The 19,082-nt window shown below is 41.5% G+C and carries 19 protein-coding genes; 3 read left to right on the plus strand and 16 right to left on the minus strand.

Annotated elements, in window-relative coordinates:
* Positions 1–121 precede the first annotated feature (121 nt).
* Positions 122–1,708, minus strand: a complete 1,587-nt coding sequence (locus FSB73_RS21735) for a Vgb family protein (RefSeq protein ID WP_146787198.1) — start codon at positions 1,706–1,708, stop codon at positions 122–124.
* A gap of 376 nt (positions 1,709–2,084) precedes the next feature.
* On the opposite strand from FSB73_RS21735, the gene FSB73_RS21740 reads away from it, so the two are divergent.
* Genes FSB73_RS21740 through FSB73_RS21750 form a run of 3 tightly spaced genes read left to right on the plus strand, consistent with a single transcriptional unit; the run spans position 2,085 to position 3,599 of the window.
* Positions 2,085–2,459 carry an ISAon1 family transposase N-terminal region protein gene (locus FSB73_RS21740; RefSeq protein ID WP_146779832.1) on the plus strand — a complete coding sequence of 125 codons (375 nt, stop codon included), beginning with the start codon at positions 2,085–2,087 and terminating at the stop codon, positions 2,457–2,459.
* Positions 2,460–2,499: 40 nt separating this feature from the next.
* The gene (locus FSB73_RS21745) at positions 2,500–3,237 is read left to right on the plus strand and encodes a transposase (RefSeq protein WP_158639662.1); all 738 of its coding nucleotides are present in this window, start codon (positions 2,500–2,502) and stop codon (positions 3,235–3,237) included.
* Positions 3,204–3,599: a transposase gene (locus FSB73_RS21750; RefSeq protein WP_262712675.1), complete on the plus strand. Its 396-nt coding sequence runs from the start codon at positions 3,204–3,206 to the stop codon at positions 3,597–3,599. The genes FSB73_RS21745 and FSB73_RS21750 overlap by 34 nt, the downstream gene beginning before the upstream one ends.
* Positions 3,600–3,827: 228 nt before the next feature.
* Here FSB73_RS21750 and FSB73_RS21755 read toward each other — a convergent pair whose 3' ends face one another.
* From FSB73_RS21755 to FSB73_RS21810, 15 genes are all read right to left on the minus strand, one after another.
* A complete protein-coding gene (locus tag FSB73_RS21755; RefSeq protein WP_146787206.1) occupies positions 3,828–4,937 on the minus strand; it encodes a T9SS type A sorting domain-containing protein in 1,110 nt (369 codons plus the stop codon).
* Between the two features lie 616 nt (positions 4,938–5,553).
* Positions 5,554–5,913, minus strand: a complete 360-nt coding sequence (locus FSB73_RS25905; protein WP_262712421.1) for a RagB/SusD family nutrient uptake outer membrane protein — start codon at positions 5,911–5,913, stop codon at positions 5,554–5,556.
* Between the two features lie 32 nt (positions 5,914–5,945).
* Complete coding sequence (locus FSB73_RS21760) at positions 5,946–7,265, minus strand: RagB/SusD family nutrient uptake outer membrane protein (protein WP_225974264.1); 1,320 nt, start codon at positions 7,263–7,265, stop codon at positions 5,946–5,948.
* A 110-nt stretch (positions 7,266–7,375) separates the two neighbouring features.
* Positions 7,376–9,970, minus strand: a complete 2,595-nt coding sequence (locus FSB73_RS21765) for a SusC/RagA family TonB-linked outer membrane protein (protein WP_225974265.1) — start codon at positions 9,968–9,970, stop codon at positions 7,376–7,378.
* Positions 9,925–10,815, minus strand: coding sequence for an STN domain-containing protein (locus FSB73_RS25910; protein ID WP_225974266.1), 891 nt, complete (start codon positions 10,813–10,815; stop codon positions 9,925–9,927). Before FSB73_RS25910 ends, FSB73_RS21765 begins: the two co-directional genes overlap by 46 nt.
* Before the next feature lie 372 nt (positions 10,816–11,187).
* On the minus strand, positions 11,188–12,654 hold the full coding sequence (locus tag FSB73_RS21770; protein WP_158639663.1) for a FecR family protein: 1,467 nt from the start codon (positions 12,652–12,654) through the stop codon (positions 11,188–11,190).
* 461 nt (positions 12,655–13,115) lie between these two features.
* Positions 13,116–13,373, minus strand: a complete 258-nt coding sequence (locus FSB73_RS21775; RefSeq protein ID WP_146787212.1) for a sigma-70 family RNA polymerase sigma factor — start codon at positions 13,371–13,373, stop codon at positions 13,116–13,118.
* A complete protein-coding gene (locus tag FSB73_RS21780; RefSeq protein ID WP_146787215.1) occupies positions 13,373–13,735 on the minus strand; it encodes an RNA polymerase sigma factor in 363 nt (120 codons plus the stop codon). Before FSB73_RS21780 ends, FSB73_RS21775 begins: the two co-directional genes overlap by 1 nt.
* Before the next feature lie 805 nt (positions 13,736–14,540).
* Positions 14,541–14,744: a hypothetical protein gene (locus tag FSB73_RS21785; RefSeq protein WP_146787219.1), complete on the minus strand. Its 204-nt coding sequence runs from the start codon at positions 14,742–14,744 to the stop codon at positions 14,541–14,543.
* A 138-nt stretch (positions 14,745–14,882) separates the two neighbouring features.
* Positions 14,883–15,134, minus strand: a complete 252-nt coding sequence (locus tag FSB73_RS21790; RefSeq protein WP_225974267.1) for a VanZ family protein — start codon at positions 15,132–15,134, stop codon at positions 14,883–14,885.
* Complete coding sequence (locus FSB73_RS21795; RefSeq protein ID WP_146787224.1) at positions 15,092–15,343, minus strand: hypothetical protein; 252 nt, start codon at positions 15,341–15,343, stop codon at positions 15,092–15,094. Before FSB73_RS21795 ends, FSB73_RS21790 begins: the two co-directional genes overlap by 43 nt.
* Positions 15,344–15,357: 14 nt before the next feature.
* Positions 15,358–15,747 (minus strand): UDP binding domain-containing protein, encoded by a 390-nt coding sequence (locus FSB73_RS25915; RefSeq protein ID WP_225974268.1) that lies wholly within the window; start codon positions 15,745–15,747, stop codon positions 15,358–15,360.
* 38 nt (positions 15,748–15,785) lie between these two features.
* Complete coding sequence (locus FSB73_RS25920) at positions 15,786–16,559, minus strand: nucleotide sugar dehydrogenase (RefSeq protein ID WP_225974269.1); 774 nt, start codon at positions 16,557–16,559, stop codon at positions 15,786–15,788.
* 116 nt (positions 16,560–16,675) lie between these two features.
* Positions 16,676–17,839 (minus strand): non-hydrolyzing UDP-N-acetylglucosamine 2-epimerase, encoded by a 1,164-nt coding sequence (gene wecB, locus FSB73_RS21805; RefSeq protein ID WP_146787227.1) that lies wholly within the window; start codon positions 17,837–17,839, stop codon positions 16,676–16,678.
* A 440-nt stretch (positions 17,840–18,279) separates the two neighbouring features.
* Positions 18,280–19,053 carry a WecB/TagA/CpsF family glycosyltransferase gene (locus tag FSB73_RS21810; protein ID WP_146787230.1) on the minus strand — a complete coding sequence of 258 codons (774 nt, stop codon included), beginning with the start codon at positions 19,051–19,053 and terminating at the stop codon, positions 18,280–18,282.
* Positions 19,054–19,082 lie beyond the last annotated feature (29 nt).

Raw genomic sequence — 19,082 nt, forward strand, 5'->3', positions numbered from 1 at the left:
CCACCTATGCCGGTCGTAAGATTATCTGTTATGGTTGTATTAGTCAGCGTGGTTACGGAGCCACTATTATAAAGTGCGCCCCCATCACCCTGGATTGCAGTATTTTTATAGAAAAGTACGTTCAGGAGTCTGGCATTGGATCCGCTAAAGTTAGCAAGCCCCGCCCTCCTCTTACTCCCGCAGTGTTAAATGAAAATACAACGTCCTGTATCAAAGGAGCGGCACCGTTATCATTGAGCATTCCCCCTCCAATATCTGCAGCACTATTGCCAGTAATTACCAGGTGACTAAAGCTAGGAGATACCCCTCTGTTATAAATTCCACCACCATATTTACTATTGGATGTTCCTTCCAGAGCCTTGCCTCCGGTAATTTTAAACCCGTCCAATAACGCACTGGTATCCAGACCATTACGATCATTTCTAATAACGCTCGCCTGATTGCCTAGTAAGACACTGGTATCTGTCACACTAAATATTCGCTCTTCGGGGCTTGTCTCCGTGCCCGCAAAGCTGCCATAAATTTTCACTTTGGGGAGCATGGAAAAGCTGTATCCTGGCTGCAACCGATATGTACCATGCGCTACCCAGATCTGATGCACAGAATCATTGCCGCGCAAATTGAGCGTATCTGCAGCAGTGAGGGCATCCTGCAGGGTAGTTAAGGCAGTAGCCCAGCTGCTGCCGTTACCTCCAACTGGTGCCGCACTATCTACATAAACAGTCCCATTATTTGGCTGAATAACGACAGGGGCGATTTTTATCACCTCCGTCCCAGAAGAACCAGCAGCAAACAAGTTGCCGCTATTATCTATACCGATCGTATATAAAAGACCTGCCAAATCTGTCAATTGAACGTAATGCGTATTGATTCTTCCATCAGGGGTAATTTTACTGATCGTGCTATCGCCACTATTGGCAGTATATATATTACCCAGCCGGTCCATAACGATACACCTGGGTCTGGAGCCGGCTATTCCACCACCCCAGTTTTGTGTAACCACTCCATCTGGTGTAATTTTACTAATGGTACTATTGCCAATATTTGCTGTATAGAGATTACCAGCGTCATCAATGGTAATATTGTAAGGTGCACCCGAAACAACAGCCCAGGTTTTGATCGCGGTACCGTCAGGTTTTACCTTACACACTTCGTTTCCGCTTTCGTGAACGGTATACAAATTTCCTGCTTTATCCGAAACAATCCCGGTGCAAAATTTTGATACTTGTGCAAAATTCAGATCTACCGTGCCATCTGGCGCTATTTTTATAATCCTGCTATCTTGGTTGGTACTATATTCAATCACAAACAAATCTCCTGTTGGCCCTAGGATGACTTTATGAGGTGCAGCTACTTTTCCCAAATCAGCAAACAAAGTCACGCTGCCATCAGGGGTAACCTTTAAAATACTTGCTCCGCTAATCGTGACATTTAATACATATAAATTGCCTTGTGTATCTATCGTAAAATCATTGACAATGTAACCTAAAGTGGCCCATTTTGAGCTCACCACTCCACTAGGGGACACTTTATCAATATAACCCGTACCGCTCCCAGTAGACAAAATATAAAGATTATTTTGCCGGTCACTTACATATGCAACAGGCCGTCCATCGACATTATCATAATCTCTGGTCACAATTTGTGCAGACCCAGGAGTACACATATAACCACCCAAAAATAACATGCTAAGTAAAAACAGCTTCATTAGATTATTGCTTTATACAAGTATATATTAATATATATGAATGGATCGATTAAAGGATATCAATTATCCAGGTTATATTAAAACAGATTAATAAAATTGCAATTAATCCCGATCTACCCATTCACTCCGCAAATTTGCTGAAATTTCAGGAGTCTGCCCTATAAATGCATTACAAAATTCTGTAAATCAGTAATTTCTACCCAAACGGGTAGGTATGCATATAATAAAATGTAGTAATAATAAGGGAGCTCCTCTTTAAGAAAGTGGAGGCGCGGAACAGCCATGGTGAACTTCCCCAGCAAAACTGATAATCTAGATAAAATGGCTAAATCTTATTTTGAGGTGCCAGTTATATTATATTATGTAACTTTGGCATATGAAAGCGAAAAGTCCTTCAGATCCAAATGAAGTTCTTTTGGGTCTGACCCGGATGATGGTTCCCCGGGATCTATTAGAGTTTTTCGACGTGGTCGAAGTAAAGGAACTACCTTCAGAATGGCAACTCTTACTTGAAGAGAAAAAGGAATTAATACCAACAGCTCTTAAAGATGAATTTCATGTTGTTCTTGATGGTTTTTGTAATCCACTGCACATATTGAGCCATGGGTTCAGTTTGAAGCCAGTGTATTTAGTTTTACGTCGTAGGCGATGGAAGGTAGCAGGGACAGATACTCATTTCAGTAATGAATATGGTATTACTGATAAACCAGCCAAGATTACAAACGAAATGGCAGGCTTTTTTAAAAGGTAGAATAGAAGCCCACCCAATAAACATCAGTTGTGTTGCTTTTATGTTTGGCATAAAGCCGCGGACACTTCATTTTTGGTACAAGCATTATTTTAGTGGCTTTCCTGAAAAAGTAGCCTCAAAAACCTGGTGGGAAAAGACGATTAAGATTGCTGATAAATCTACGGGAGAAGTTATAAAGGAAAAGCAAGTCCCTTTGGCCAAGCAAGAGAACGTAGGAACTCATATGACTATAGATGAGAAGATGATAGGTAAAAAGATGTATACGGTCATGACCAATCTTAAGTCAACGAAACTTGCATTTATAGCGGAAAGTCAGAACGGGGAAGAGCTGAAACAGGCTATACGCGAGTATTTCCCCGAAAACAAACGGCAAGAAGTCACTTCCATCAGTAGCGATATGAGTCCAACTTATAAAAGGATAAGCAAGGAATTATTCCCCAATGCAGTTGTATCGATTGATAAGTTCCATGTTATTATGCACATACTGGATGCATTACAAACGGTCCGCAAACAAGTCAAAGCAGCAGTAATTTTGGAGCAGGAGCAGCGAGAGGCTGCGGCAGCACAAAAGGCGAAAGAAGAGGCAAAACAGAAAAATAAGTCAGCGGCCAATAGCAAAACCGAGGCCGTTTCAAACGAATCTCAGATGAAAGAAGTACCATCTAAAGAGTCCATAGAAGAGCCAACAGCCAATGGCCCATTGAAGGCGTTTCTGAACTGGAGTATCTGGAGAGATCCAGATATATACTCTGTAAAAGAGAAGCTGTTTGGGAGTTAGAAGATAAAGCCATCATGGGCTATCTCTTTGATCGTTACCCCATATTGGGGAAAGCATATGCGTTAACTGAAAAAATAAGAAACTGGTACGACAAAAAGAATATCAGAAAAGACATGGACTTCGTAGAACGTGATCTTTATGACTGGTTTGACGACGTAATTGCGTCAAAAATTCCTGCATTTAGGGCCGTTCGCAGGATGATGGAGAAGCATTATGATGACATCATAAACTACTTTAGGGAAGGACATACTAATGCTAAAGCGGAGAACATGAATGGCAAAATTCAGCGGTTTATGGCTAACAACTTTGGAATCCGAGATCGAAGTTTTTTCTTTTTCCGATTAGTTGGCTATTTTTCTTAATATAACTGGCACCTCAAAATAAGATTTAGCCGATAAAATAACTAGGAGTTATTGGCGACATCCTCAGTTCAAAGTAGTTTAATTAAAACAGCCCCTGCGTATTTACAAATTTACCAAGGGCTGTTTTAAATCAAGCATTACATTAAATATCCAAATCCAAATTTTATTGCGGATAATAAAAATAATTAAAATTCTACCCCAAATGAACTGGGATATGCACTGCGTAGTTTAGCGTTTCACAAAGGAGATTTTCTGTCCATTACAAGTGGCGTAATACATGCCAGCAGAAAGGCTGGCAATATTTACTCGTGTTTCACCTGCCTTCAGCTGACTTGATAATACCACCTTCCCTGCGCCGTCACAGATCACCAACTCACCTTTTTCTGGTGCAAACACTTTGATATAATCAATAGCCGGGTTTGGGTAAAGCTTAAGCTCGGCACTTGGCTTTCTATCCAGTGTCAACACATTTTCATAATAAGAAAAAGCGCCACTTTGATCCACGAGTTTTAGACGGTAATAGGCCTTTTGCTCTATCTGGGTTACACTTGCCTTATAAGTTTGGTTGCTACCTTTTGCGGCAATTTCTTTAACCACCTGAAAAGTTTTGCCATCCAGGCTCTTTTCAAGTGTATAGTGACCAAAATTAGCTTCTACCCCACTGTTCCAGCTTAAATTAGCCTTATTACTGGTTAAGACCCCAACAAAACCATTAATTGAGACAGGTGTAACATCAACAGGACTTAGCACCACATTGTCAAGCGCGAAATAATCGTTTGTAATACTGGTTGTTATCACGACTTTATCTACTGCATTGAAAGTGGCATCACCACTCAGATCAAAATCGACCGCATCTACATAACCACCTTGTCCATGAATGAGCGTTGACTGAGAAACCTTAGAAGTAACGGCGGCCCCATTTTTAAATCCCTGCACGGAAACGTCAAAAGGAACATCATATGGTGAGGTGGAAGGATAAGGGGACAACCTGATTTTATCAAAATCAAACAGCCCGCCACCCGTTCTGGTGATATCCATTTCTGTCAAAGGGTCTCCCTCTAAGGTGCCCATATAAAAATAAGTGGTGTTATAACCGATGGAGGTGGGATATTGCGAAGGATTATCCTTTTCAAAACCGTAATAAACACCATTGGCAACAGAGGATATGGCTGTAATATCAAAACCGGCACTACTGAAGGTTGCCTGATTCACATTAGGAACCTCTGTATAGTCACCAATTGTTTCTGACTCAAAGTCAAGAACGGTTTGGGCAAAACTAAAGGAGCTAGCTGCCAGACCCACTAGGCAACCAATAAAGGGTTTGTAAAAACGTTTCATAAGAATGCTTTTAGAAATGATTGAGTTGCAAAGATAATAACTCCAAGCTAAATGTTCAGTATTAATATTCAGCCCATTAGCTACCCACTTACTTTATTGTCGCCAGGGTTAACGACTACTAAAAAGCCTCTATAAATTACGACCTAATGAAAATAAATGCACAATATATTCTAATCCAATTTATTGCATCTTAATCCGTCTTGGCTTTTGAAAATCTATTAAAAATTGTGGCCATATGAGGGTAATACGGGTAAGTAAAAAATAGCAGGGGCATTTCTGCGACCTTATTAGAATTTGATGCGACTTTATTAGGACGTAGCTGCGCCATCTACAGCGGCAAAGTATCAGGAGCATTATTATTGGCGTTTTTAAGGTTTTTTAGCTAATCCATATGCCGGTCAGTTTCTCTAATCCTCCTTCAATTACTTTAAAGGCTAATTGTCCACTATTTATTTTTTGTGGGAAACATTAACGGCCTGTCTGCACAAAAAAACTTCCGCGGCCGGGGCTGGTTTTCACCTGCCCGGACACGGAAGTATGACACATCACCGATCTCCACTTAACTATTCCCACTGTTTAGTTTAAACCAAACCCTATTATTTCTTTTGCTGGGCGCCTATTTTGTATACCCATCGTTTTGTTCAATATCCCCTTCATCATTATTAGTGATTTCTGTAGCGGGGATTGGCCAAAGATTATGATAGGGCTCTATACTTTTACCAGAAAGAGGATTATACATCTTATCCCGATCATAGAGCTTACCAAGCCTGGTAAGCGTTGCCATTCTGAACTCTTCCAGATAGAGTTCCCTTAAGCGCTCATCTAAGATATAGTCCAGATTGATTTCACTGGCATTGGCAAGCTTGGTGTGTGCTCTGGCTCTAAGTACATTGATATCATCAGCTGCCTTCTGGGTCTGACCTTTATCCAGGTAAGCTTCTGCCCTGAATAGATAAGTCTCAGCCAGTCTGGCCATATATTTTTGCATAAACAGCCTGGAGGCGCCGTTTAGAATCGTTCCCCAAAGGGATTGGTCATATCTGTCAGGATAGAAGGTCCGGCTACCGCTTCAAAATCTCCTGCGGAAGGCGAAGTCTTACGGATGATAGGATAGAAATTTCTGATGGTATCTCTAAAGTCCGCTGGTAAAGTCTTGTCTTTGTAGCCATCTTTTACATACCATTTGCCGTAATCCGGAGAACTAGCAGACACCCCTGATATCCTGATATCTCTTACGATATTATAGGAGGAGTTTCTCATATCACCATCTGACCAGATCTCATAGAGAAAATGGGAAGTGGGCCGGATCCAGCCAATGCCATTAGAAGAAAGACTGTCTATAAATTTACCATTATAAAGCACCGGCATCTTGGTCTTGGAACTGGTCTCAGTAATCTTCAGCCCACCCAGACTGGGGACCACGGCCCAGGCAGTCTGGTCGCCTACTGAGGCCGCGTTATTCAGTGCGGTCTGGATTACCAGAAGACCTTCATGGTTGCCGGTACTATAGTTTTGATTTCCATATTCAAACAAGTCTCTGTAGACATCTCCCGGCTGATTTGCTCTTCTGCCAAAGCGCTCAGTCATAAGCGACACCCCAGGGTAGTCAATCACCGCTGTGGCGGCAGCGATAGCGCCGTCATAGTCTTTAAGCGATAATAGTACTTCAGAGAGTATATGCTGGGCTATTTGTTTATTAACAACGCCGTCGGGCACTTTGTCAATATCAGATAGCATACCGATGGCCTCTTGCAGATCCTTTTTACACTGCTGGTAAACGTCCTCTCTAGTGGCTCTGGTATAATCATACTTAGGCTGACTTAATTCGTCTAACTCCAATGGCACCCCACCGAACAGATTAGCCAGCAGATCATAACTATAGGCTCTGAAAAACAGCGCCTGGCCCAGAAAACTGTTTTTGTCTGCATCAGTCATGCTAGACTGTGATGCCCTGCTGATAATCAGATTGGCATTGGTGATAATCTTGTAAAAGGCTGACCAGATGTTCTGTGGGATAAAATACGTGGGCACCATGGTAGCTTTGTATTCGTTGAGCTTCGCTGCCGGAGAATAATCCGTCGCATTGAAGGCGAAGTCTGTAGCGTAATACAGTCCAAAATAAGTATCCAGATTTATATTGCCCATATAGACATTACGAACGCCGTTATAGACGTTATTGATCGCCTGCTGGAACTGACTGGCATTTTGCAGGGAGTTGTCAGGTGTATAGATAGACAGTGGCTTTTCATCTAAAAAGCTCTTGGAACAGGCGGTCAGTAGCATACTACCTGCCAGTAGGTATATTGATAATTTATTATACTTTTTCATTGCGCTTTTTTTAATTTTTTACTTACTTATATTCTTTGTCATCAAGGGAAACGGGGTTCACGCACCCTGCTTTTCGTTTTCTTATATTCTCTTTTGAGAACCTGTGGATCCTAAAAGTTCAGGTTCACGCCGATCGTGTAGTTTTTCATGACCGGATATCCGTTCAGATCAAGACCCAGGCCGCCCGGATTTTTATACCCCAGGGAAGACCTTTCACTGGAAGCAGGATTAGACTCTGGATCCCAGCCGTCCCAATCGGTAATCGTTAGTAGATTCTGTGCATTCACGTAAACGCTGGCAGATTTGAATATTTTAAGTTTCTCTAAAAGCCCGCTGGACAGATTATAGGTAAGCGTAATGTCTTGCAGCCGAACGAAGCTGCGGGCAACATAAGGGCCAAAGTTCTCACCTAGGGTCGCAACGTAAGCGGCTATGGAGCGGTAACGGGCATCTGGATTATTGGGTGTCCAATAGTCGTAAGCAAAGACATTCTTGGATTTGGTATTATCCGGATTACGCAGCATGATGCCTGGCGCACCAAGATAACCGTCTTTACCACCCTGGATGGTATTTACCGTAAATTTCAGATCGAAGCTTTTATAAGTAAAGTTATTGGAGATCCCCAGGCTGTAGGAAGGATCCAGCCGGCCAAGGATCTGTTTGTCATTCGGCGTAATCTCGCCATCTCCATCAAGATCTTCTACTTTATACTGGCCGGCCTTGAACCCTTGAGCGGCCAATTTGTCCGGGATCTGGTCTGTGAGCTGCCACATGCCGATAATCTTGTAGTCGTAGACGACCCCATAAGGCTGACCGATAAAGAAACTCTGGATGGGATCCCCGCCGTTGATCAGATCTTGTTTGGTACCGTCGATATCTAAGATCTTGTTGCGATTTCTGAAAAAATTCGCGCTTACGACCCATTTGAAGTCCTTGTGATCAATAGGTACACCACTCAGATTCAGTTCCTGACCGCGATTTTGGATCTTTCCAATATTAATCAGGAAGCTGTTAAATCCGGTAATAGTAGGGGTGGCTCTGGAGTTCAGCAGGTTAACAGAATTAGAGAAATACAGATCCAGGCTTCCTGCCAGTCGGTTACCAAAGAAACTAAAATCAGCCCCTGTATTGAAGGAACGTGTGGTTTCCCATTTAAGGTTGGGGTTCGGCAGCTGGCTTAAGTAAGATCCCAACTCGGCGCCGCCGGTGGATCCGTATAGATAACCGCTGGACAGGCCCACATTCATCTGGGACAAGGTCTGATACCGCCCCACAGTTCTGTTACCCGTGGAACCATAAGAGATACGTAGTTTCAGATCGTCCATATTTTTGGCATTTTCCAGGAATTTCTCTTGTTTCATACGCCAGGCAAAAGCGACAGACGGGAATACAGCCCATTTATTTTCTGCGGAGAAACCTGAGAAACCGTCTCTACGGATTGTTCCCGTCAGAATGTATTTTTTATTATAGGTATAGGAAGCTCTGGCCATCTGATACAAAGACTGTTCCTGCCAGGGCAGTATACCCGCACTATTTGAAACAGTCAGACGGGAAGGATCACCGATATCCAGTCTGTTGTAATACAAAGAACCGTCAGTGATACCACCAGCGGACACGCTGGTGCCATCATGAATGTTTTTCTCAGCACCATAAAGCAAAGTGACGTCGATGCCATGCATACCAAAATCACGTTTATAGCTCAGGATATTATCCAGGGTAATAAAGTAATCGCTCATATAGGTTTTATAGGCAGTAGCCTCTTCATTAGGTGCATCGTAATTGAACCGGTTGGTAACAATATAGTTGTTGCCGAAGTTCACCCTATAGTTCAGCCCCTTAATATATGGAATATCCACGCTGGCAAAGAAGTTGCCTGAGAAGTTCAGATTGCGGTCTCTATCCTTGGAGCGGCGAAGTACTTCGAGCGCCGTTGGCGTGGTGGTATTCTTATAGAATTCCAGCATCTGACCGGTCTCGGGGTCAAAAGGCAGGGTAAAAGGATTCAGAGAAACAATATCGGAGAAGCTGGGAGAGACCCCACTGAAATCATTGATGGAAAGACTGGTCAGTGCGCCCAGGGTCAGCCAGTCAAAAGGCTTGGTTTCCAGATTCAGACGCAGGCTATTTCTACGATATGTATCGTTCATAATCAGGTTCATCTGATCAAAATAACCGTAACCCAGATAAAACTTGGTCTTTTTGGACCGGCCGCTGATAGAGATATTATGGTTCTGGATATGTGGGTGGTCACTCGTCATAAGATCCCACCAATTAGCCTGGTAACCGTTTTTGTAATTCTCCGCCTCTTCTGTGCCGAGTTTAGTGGATGGATCCCAGTCGGGATTCATCTTGGTCATATCGCTCGGATCCCTGCTCTCAGAAAGATACCAGTCTCCAAGTTTTTGGATATACTGGGCACCGTCGGCAGGGCGCATATCCTTTTTAGTCATCTCCTGAGTGGAATACGCACCCGAATAGCTAACATTTAGTTGATCCACACCGGATGCACCGCTCTTAGTTGTAATTAAGATAACGCCATTGGATGCCTGGGAGCCATATACAGCTGCTGCAGAAGCGTCTTTTAAGATATCGATGCTGGCGATATCTGAAGGATTAATAGAGGTAATGGCTCCCCTATAAATCAGCCCGTCTACTACGATCAGGGGTGAAGTCGTCCCAGAAATAGAATTACGTCCACGAACCATGAGCGTGGGTCGGAGCCCGCCTGGGTCACCTGTCCTACCGTAAGTCCTGGTACGGTTCCTCTGAGGCTACTCATCACGCTTCCATTAGGAGACTGTTCCTGTACTTTAAGGTCAGCTTTAACGATAGCTCCTGTGACATCACTTCTTTTCTGTGTACCATAACCTACGACAACGAGTTCACTAAGATCAGAGGCTTTTTCCTGCAAAATAACATTAATGGTATTTTCTGCTCCAACGGTGATCTCCTTGGGCTCATACCCTACATAACCAAAGACCAAAACATCGCCCTGATTTGCCTGAATATGATAGTTGCCATCCTGGGTGGTAATTGTCCCAGTCTTCGTGCCTTTTAATACAACGCTGGCCGCAGCAACGGGCTTGCCAGAAGCGTCGGTAACTGTACCACGGATCGTTCTTTGCTGCTGCTGGGTAGAAGCAGTTACTTCACTCTTAGTAATAGTCATCGCCGCCTGGGTCGGTTGAGCTTTGATAATGACCACATTGCCGTTAATTTTAAAGCTAAGTCCAGTGCCTACCAGGCAGCTGGACAGCGCCTGGTCGATGCCGGCTCCTTCCAAATCCAGATCGATTCGTTGTTTACCGTCAATTAGCTGTTGATTCCATAAAAAGGAATAGCCACTTTGTTTTTTAATTTGCTCCAGTGCCGTTTTCAGCGTGGCGCCTTTTAAGTGCAAATTGATTTTTTGTGAAAACCCTCTGGCACTCACCTGCAGGCAGGTGACAATTAAAAGGATGGCTGTAAGCCGGATCAGTGAGATTGACCCTCTCAGGTGTTGACAGCCCTTTTTAAACCAGGGACCTCTGTAAAATTTACTTTGATTCATTTTTCTTCAATTAGGGTTAAATAATGGTCTGTTACTTTATGTTCTTTGGTTTTTAATATGCGATTATTAATAATATCTGTGCACCACTTACTCTTTTTATTGCGGTGATACACTTAAAGCAGGTTCTGATGCACCGCAGGTCTCTAATACCAATTTGCCTAAATCAACTGCAAGCTCCCAGGCAGCTTATAACGACGACTTGAAACCAATCACGTTGATTCTGGTAGTGAGGATTATTATTATTATGGTGATGCTTATCTAATGCCCTGAATCGTCAGGGCGTAGTCTTCACACTGCTCAAGTCCTGTTATATACAGTTTTTAAATAATTAATTAACTGATTTTAATTGATATTATGAGATACTACGAGGTATTAGGGACCTACAACCAGCTGTTGATTTTGCAGCCGGACATCAATGTTAAAATCCCGAAGGGACTTTACAATGTCGGGCAGTGCGGCGTTTTTGTCCAGCAGCCCTCCTAGTCGAAGATTTCTTTGTGGCACGACACCTTCATAGACAACTGTTACATTGTACCATCTGGAGAGTTGCTTCATAATTTCTTCTACACTTACATTATTTAAGGACAGTTGCCCATTGATCCAGGCGGTGATTTCATCTGTATTCACCTGATGCGTACGGATCTGACCGTCCTTGCCACTGCTGGCCTGCCAGCCAGGTCTGAGATTTATATTATTTACCTGTAGTGCGCCTTCTACAAGCGTTGTCCGTACCTGCGGTTCATCCAGGTAGGCGTTGACATTAAAAGAGGTACCAATATCTTCTATAACCTGGGTACCGGCAATTACTTTAAATGGCTGCGCATCGTTATGTACAACTTTAAAGAAAGCTTCACCGGTAAGTGTGACTATACGTTCTTTCTGACCTTTGAAGCAGACCGGAAAATGAAGGCTGCTTCCTGCATTGAGCCATACCTGGGTACCATCAGGAAGATACATATGCCATTGTCTTCCTTTATCAGTAACTACATCGTTATACACTATCTTATTACTTTTGCCGATGTATTTAAGGGCACCGTTTTCTTTGACGATTTTTACATCTCCTTGTTGCAATACAACACCGTCTTTTAAGCTGTCCAGCACGATGGTTTTACCGCCAGAGAGCCTTAGCACTGCACCAGTATGTCCGGGCACTGCCATCGCCTGATGCTGTAAACCACCTGAGATAACAACTTCATCTGAAGCGCCTTGCAACAAAGGTCTTAAAAACCAGAGACCTGCAATTAGTATGAGAAGAACCGCTGCCGCGCTCAGCCAGCGGTTGATTTTGATTTGTCCCCTACCCTTCGGATAACTCAGATCGCCAGAAGTAAAATCTTCATTTTCCGTATCCTTTTTTATACTATTTGCCCTTTTTATCCTTTTATCAATACCGGCTTTCAGTTTACGAGCGTGTGCCGCCTCACTTATGGCTATGGCTGGAGGCAACCTTAAAACGAGTTCATTATCTACAGCTTCTTGATCTAGCATTGCACTTTGGCTATTGTGCTGGTCATTAAGTTGATTCGCATTTTGATCAGCATTTTGATCAGCATTCTGCTCAGCAGCTGTACTGCCTTCAACTATACTATTCGGATCAACTGCACTACTTACATTACCCTGTTGCTGAAAATCATCATACCACTGGTCCAGGAGCCTTCGCTCCTGCTGCGTAATACTACCATCTGTTAACTTCCCAGCCAGCAGCTGATAATAAGCCACATCTTTAAGCGGCGCATCAGTTTGATTATCAGCTTGTTTATCCACTAATTTGATTCCAGTGCTTTTTTCAGCCTTGGCATCTAACCCTCTTTTTCCCCTCTTATTGCTCTTTGCTTTCAATGCGTTCTTTATATTTTGTTCTTTCAATTTGTTCTGCTATATACATGTGGGAGAAATTGTGTTTACCCCCCAAACGAATATTTGTTTTTTTTGAAAAAGTTTTCTGAATGACAAAGTTCCTCCCTCGTTTTTTGTTGAACTGATCTAAAAACAGGCCAGTAGCGTTGCGATTTGCGGCAAATTATAGTGGGTTTGTTGCAAAAATATATGCAGCAGCTTTTTACTAAGTAAAGACAGGTGATTCTTAGTTGGCGTTTATAGCAGCTTAGTTTTTAAGCGACTAAATAAAAAATATCACCAAGCAATATGGTTCTAAGTTGCTAAAAGCAAAACAGATAGCAAGGCAAATAGCGGTTGGGGTTAGGAAAATTGGGATCGTGCTAGGGGTATTGCCAGAAGTTAAGGTCAGCATTATTGCGATATAGGATTATGGATAGGTCCAGACTAGCCTTTAAGCTGGCTTAAGATATACAAAAAGAAAGGCAGCCCCTGAATGGAGGGCTGAGCTTTTTTCGCAGAAAATGCAAGGCTCTGGTAATCTGATTTTCCACAGTTTTTTCTGAGAGAGAGAGCACGCTTGCGATTTTCTTATTTGAGTAGCCATTTTCCCGGCTTAATTTATAGATCAGGCGGCATTTATCAGGTAGCTGATTAGCGGCCTGCAGAATTTCTTCTTGCAGGATCTTCAGACGGTAGGCTTCTTCTACACTATTGGTCATCAGCTCCCGGTACTTCCCATAAGCGCTGCTTTTTTCTCCAGTAAACGCTGGCGGAGTCCCAAGGCCTCATACACTCTGTATTTGACCGCACCTGCCAGGTAGGACTTAAGGGAATATGTCAGTACAATCTTCGCTTTTCTTTTCCACAAATCAGCAAAGATGTCCTGGACGGCTTCTTCTGCATCAGTAAAATCATTGAGTTTGCTGGCCGCAACAGCAAACAGCAACTTCCAGTAACGATCGTATATCTCGTTAAAGGCGATTTCATCTCCATTTTTTAAGAGATCCATCAGCTCCAGATCTGTATGTTCCTTATAGCGATTCATTGCTTTAAGGGTAAATCTAAGCAATGGTTCCAGCATCTCAAAAACTTGTAGGGTCCTTTGAAGTGCATTTTAGCCATTTTGATAAAATAGCTGAATAGATGGTGTAAATAATTGAATAAAATGGCAAAAATAAAGGCCGGTTACATAACCAGACCTCCCTTAATATTAATGCAGCATTTATTCAGGGCAGGCCAGGGTAACCGACTATGGCAAACTCATTATTGTTCTAATTTATTTTTTGCGAGATCATATCCTTTGTCAAATCAGCATGAGTGAGATCATATAGCGCATAAAGGCCTTTAATAGCGCCTCCATTGCCATGGAGACTTATTAGTTCAATGCCCAAGCGGGCGGATTTGCACAAAATTACAGACTCAATAAAAACGACTGCTTTTACTTAGGGAGGCTGGGTAACTGCTCATATTTAAATTACTATTAAAAACTAAGCTCACCGCTCTTTATGGCATTATATCCCAAAATTGGTGATTTAGTATACACCGGTTAGTCGTAAAAGATGTTTGTTGATTTACTGATACGACTACAGCATTGAGCAATCGTACATTAGATAGGTCGTATCTGCCACTACCCCTTACCAGGGAAATGACAAATACGACCTATCTTAATTAATTGATTGATTGTTTGATTAATTAATCGGTTAATTGAATAACCGACGCCCCCATTTTCCGCCATCTTGAAGTGTGCTATTGCCAAATTACACTACATAATAATACCACCATACTGGTGATGTCCAACCATTATTATAGTTTGGCTTTTGGACATTAGAATTAGGCTTTCCTCCTCCTATAATGTAACATTAAAAACCCGGTAAATATTTTGGTGGTTAAGTACCTAAGAAAAGATTCTCTGTTGCCTTCATATATGTCAAATCAAATTCCTTTCTTATATCATCAGCCAGTAAGCTATGTTTATCACTGTTTTCCTTTATACACTGCCTGACAAAAGAAGTGGTACAATTATGATTATTGGCAATTTTCTTTATGACCAAAGTTTTTAAACAATCGTATTTTTTCTGAAGATCTTTCATAAATAAATTTAGTTTTGGTTAAATAAATATAAACAAAGATTATAAACCTTCTGCTCATCAGCAACTTATAGCCGAATAAACAATATCCAGTTAATTAGAATGCAGTTTAAGGCCGTAATTATGACCCAGGCAGAACACTTAGGTAAGTTTTATTGGCTGCCGCTTTCTGAATTTATCAAATACCGAAATCACCATGCTGACTAATACCCCACCAATTGAATTGGCAATTACATCATTAATGTCCGCCAGACCTACATCTAAAACGTATTGCATGAGCTCAATACTAATAGAGGAGAAAATAGCGAGCACAATGATTTTGTAAATACGCGCCCCGGGTACCAAAGACCTCAGTGCAAAAGGGAAAAAAAGAACATAATAATATTCATGCACCAGTCAAACCTGCTAAGCAGGCTTATATTATCCTTTGTATTGCCAAAATCACTTACACTTTTAAGCAGATCCAGGTTATAGCCATGCGAAACCCGAAAGTTAAATACAGGAAATAGCCGGATCCCGAGAACGGCAAAAAACAGCATTAGAAAATAGCCAATCCCGAATATACGTTTAAGCAGGTTATGATCATCCAGTATCTTTCCCATTTAAAAGTTCCTTTTTAATTCGTCCGGATTCCACAAAAATCCAACTCAATTTTACTGACATCCGCCTGGATATCTAAAAATGCATCATGTTTTACCAGCCAAACGATAATATCCGCCCTTTTATAAGCCTCTTCCATTTTTGCCAGATTAAAACTAACATGCGCACTAATATTAGGCTCTACCACAAGTATTTCTGCCCTTGCCTCACTAATTACCCTGGAGGTGATATACTTGGCAGGGGATTCCCTTAGGTCATCTATATTGGGCTTAAAGGCCAGTCCCATACAGGCCACCACTGGCTCTCTTTGATGGAATTTTTCAAATTGGTTGCAGGACTCAATTACTTTATTGGCACACCAATCAGATTTATAATCATTGGTTTCACGGACTCTTTTAATTAACATGGCCTGTTCTGGATAGTCAGATACGATAAACCAGGGATCTACAGCGATACAATGCCCCCCACACCGCAGCCAGGCTTTAAAATATTGACACGGGGGTGCCTATTGGCCAACCGAATCAATTCCCATACATTTACATCCATTTTATCACAAATCATGGATAGCTCATTGGCAAAAGCAATTTGCGCATCCCTTGAGGAATTTTCAGTCAATTTGCACATTTCTGCAGTACGGTCATTGGTTGGATGCAATTCTCCTTTCGTAAAAATATTATAGAACTCCATTGCTTTTAAGGTACTTTCCCTGTTAATGCCACCAATCACACGGTCATTATGCACCAATTCATAAAGTACATTACCTGGCAATACCCTTTCGGGGCAATAAGCGATGTAAATTTTATCTTTCAGTTCCGGTCTGGTTTTAAAAATCAGATTAGCCATTCTTTCAGTGGTTCTGACAGGCGAAGTGCTTTCAATAACAAATAAGGAACCTTCTTTCAGATAGGGGATCACAGCTTTAGTAGCAGATTCCACAAAAGAAATATCAGCTCTGTGATTTACCTTAAAGGGAGTCGGCACTACGATGAAAAAAGCATCTGCCTCCTCCGGAACCGTCGAGGCTCTAAGTTTTCCTGAGCAAACGACTTTACTGACCACCGCGGCCAGATTTGGTTCCACGATATGTATTTTACCGTCATTAATGGTGTCCACCACAAGCAAATTAGTGTCAACACCTAAGACATCAATACCATTACTGGCTACAACGGCCGCTGTTGGCAAACCGATATAACCTAGACCCATAAATACAGCTTTCATTTGAAACAATTGTTATTTTGGTTAGGAAATAATGATGAGAGATTAATTGTTTAATCCTATATAAAGAGTTAGTAGTTGTTTAAGGTTAATATTATTAAAATTTTCTTACTGCAAAATCATTCATCCACGCTAATTAACTTCTTTTCATCGTAAGACTTAAGCGCCTCTGGAAATAAAAATCGGATGATCTTCTCTGAGGCGTGACCATCACCATATGGATTAGAAATGCCACTATAACTTAACCGCAAAGCGTTGTCATGTAAAAGTTGATGTGTAAAATCCACTATCTTCCGCTGATCGGTCCCAACGAGCATCACCGTTCCTGCCTGTACCGCTTCAGGCCTTTCGGTCGATTCACGCATGACGAGAACCGGTTTACCCAGCGCCGGAGCCTCTTCCTGAACGCCACCGCTATCAGTTATAATAATGGTGGCCATACTCATAAGCCAGATAAACGATTCATAGGGCTGCGGCGGGATTAAAAATACATTAGGTAAATCAGAAAGAAACTCAAAAACCGGTTTTTGTACATTGGGATTCAGGTGGACAGGATAGATGATATTCACCTCCTCATTTAAGGAAATTTCCCTAAGCGCCGCACAAATATTTATAAAACCATCTCCATGATTTTCTCTTCTATGGCCTGTTACCAAAATAATCGGCCTGCTAAAATCAATCGTCTCTTTTAACTTATCAATATACTCAGAAGGACGGCTTTCGATAATCTCCAGCCCCAGATGCAAAGCATCAATTACCGTATTGCCAGTCACACTAATAGACTTATTATCAATCCCTTCATTAATAAGATTGGCACTTGCAGTTGTTGTTGGTGCAAAATGAACATCAGCTAGTTTACTGGTAAGATTTCGGTTCATCTCTTCAGGGAAAGGGGCCCATTTATCAAAAGTCCTTAGTCCTGCCTCTACATGGGCTACTTTGCATCCATTATAAAATGAGGCCAGTGCAACGGCTGTTGAAGTAGTCGTGTCTCCGTGGACAAATACATAATCAGGCTTAAAATCTTCAAGTACAGGACGCATATCATTAATGATTTTGCTGGTAAGGCTGCATAAATTCTGGCCAGGCCGCATCACATTTAAATCATAATCCGCAGTCAAATCAAAGAATTCCATAATCTGATCCAACATTTCACGATGCTGACCAGTCACGCATATGCGCATTTCAAAATATTCATTTAAATTTCTAAACAGGATGGCCAGGGGCGCCATTTTAATTGCTTCAGGGCGTGTCCCAAAAGCTAGTAAAATTTTTGGTTTCATAATTAACGAGATAAAAATGGATAATATTAGCCAAATCAGATATCATCAAAAAGTAGTACATAATAAGGTGCTACAATATGATACATCCAACAGGACATAAAAATTTTAAACATTGAACTTAGTCACAAAACAAATCAGTTTCATTGAACTTAGTTACAACCCAAATGAGTTTATTATATTTTATCCAATATTATTTTATAAAATTATTAAAGAGAAACCATGTCATGCCCGAACAATGTATCGTTGGTTGAATTCGGTTATTTATAATTAAATGGGTCAGTCTTTAAGCAGTTAAATTTATTGGTAATTGCTTTAATAATTTTATCAGGACAAATATAGACATTTTAAGTTACCTAATCATTTTTTTTCGCTTTATTTTGGTAAAGAGAAAAAGTTGCAAGGTCAAATCGTTTTAAATTGCTAAAAATCAACAATTTCACTCAAGAAAAAATATTAAAAAAAGACATGCGCTTTCTCAAAAAAGCATTAAAAACTCGTCCAATGAAAAGTGTATTGGTCACAAGATAACGTTTCCACATTCTTCTTGGTTCCTGTATTACCCGGTATAGCCATTCCAGACCACTTTTCTGCATCCAAAAGGGCGCTCTTTTTACTTTTCCAGCAACAACATCAAAAGAACCTCCGACACCCATAATAAACGAAGTATTAATAATGCGCTTATATTCATTTAGGAAAACCTCCTTCTTGGGCGAACTCATCGCAACAAATAAAATATCCGCCTGGCTCTCTCCTATTGCCCTGGCAACATCCCCTTCCTCCTCTTTGCTAAAATAACCATCACGGTAACCAGCAATAATGGAGCTGTCAAATTCAGCTGCATACTTATTGGCAACAGCCGAAACAACTTCAGGCTTAGCGCCCAAAAGGTAGATTTTATAGCCCTTATAATAAGCGAGCATGACTAACCTTTCCATTAAATCAATCCCCGCTACCCTTTCGGGCAAATACAACCCCAGTAGCCTGGCCGCCCAAACAAGGCTCTGGCCGTCGGCATTAATAATATCACAATTAATCACAGACTTTCTGAGCAAAGGATCAGATTTCATCTTCACAAGCTTAGCAGCATTGACCACTACATGATGAATCTGCTTTCTATTTTTAATCGCTTTATCTATAACATTTACTGTTTCATCCATGGTAATGGCATGAATCGGACAATTAAGTAACCGAATAGATGGTATATTGTGTTGCATATTAAGCATTTAAATAAAAAGAAGGAAAG

It is taken from the genome of Arachidicoccus ginsenosidivorans, from assembly GCF_007971385.1.
Lineage (GTDB): Bacteria > Bacteroidota > Bacteroidia > Chitinophagales > Chitinophagaceae > Arachidicoccus > Arachidicoccus ginsenosidivorans.

Coding starts and splice junctions, on each gene's coding strand:
- FSB73_RS21735 (WP_146787198.1), bottom strand. CDS start 1,708: ATGAAGCTGTTTTTACTTAGCATGTTATTTTTGGGTGGTTATATGTGT.
- FSB73_RS21740 (WP_146779832.1), top strand. CDS start 2,085: ATGAAAGCGAAAAGTCCTTCAGATCCAAATGAAGTTCTTTTGGGTCTG.
- FSB73_RS21745 (WP_158639662.1), top strand. CDS start 2,500: ATGTTTGGCATAAAGCCGCGGACACTTCATTTTTGGTACAAGCATTAT.
- FSB73_RS21755 (WP_146787206.1), bottom strand. CDS start 4,937: ATGAAACGTTTTTACAAACCCTTTATTGGTTGCCTAGTGGGTCTGGCA.
- FSB73_RS25905 (WP_262712421.1), bottom strand. CDS start 5,913: ATGGCCAGACTGGCTGAGACTTATCTATTCAGGGCAGAAGCTTACCTG.
- FSB73_RS21760 (WP_225974264.1), bottom strand. CDS start 7,265: ATGAAAAAGTATAATAAATTATCAATATACCTACTGGCAGGTAGTATG.
- FSB73_RS21765 (WP_225974265.1), bottom strand. CDS start 9,970: ATGGTTCGTGGACGTAATTCTATTTCTGGGACGACTTCACCCCTGATC.
- FSB73_RS25910 (WP_225974266.1), bottom strand. CDS start 10,815: ATGAATCAAAGTAAATTTTACAGAGGTCCCTGGTTTAAAAAGGGCTGT.
- FSB73_RS21775 (WP_146787212.1), bottom strand. CDS start 13,373: ATGACCAATAGTGTAGAAGAAGCCTACCGTCTGAAGATCCTGCAAGAA.
- FSB73_RS21780 (WP_146787215.1), bottom strand. CDS start 13,735: ATGCTGGAACCATTGCTTAGATTTACCCTTAAAGCAATGAATCGCTAT.
- FSB73_RS21785 (WP_146787219.1), bottom strand. CDS start 14,744: ATGAAAGATCTTCAGAAAAAATACGATTGTTTAAAAACTTTGGTCATA.
- FSB73_RS21795 (WP_146787224.1), bottom strand. CDS start 15,343: ATGGGAAAGATACTGGATGATCATAACCTGCTTAAACGTATATTCGGG.
- FSB73_RS25915 (WP_225974268.1), bottom strand. CDS start 15,747: ATGTTAATTAAAAGAGTCCGTGAAACCAATGATTATAAATCTGATTGG.
- FSB73_RS25920 (WP_225974269.1), bottom strand. CDS start 16,559: ATGAAAGCTGTATTTATGGGTCTAGGTTATATCGGTTTGCCAACAGCG.
- wecB (WP_146787227.1), bottom strand. CDS start 17,839: ATGAAACCAAAAATTTTACTAGCTTTTGGGACACGCCCTGAAGCAATT.
- FSB73_RS21810 (WP_146787230.1), bottom strand. CDS start 19,053: ATGCAACACAATATACCATCTATTCGGTTACTTAATTGTCCGATTCAT.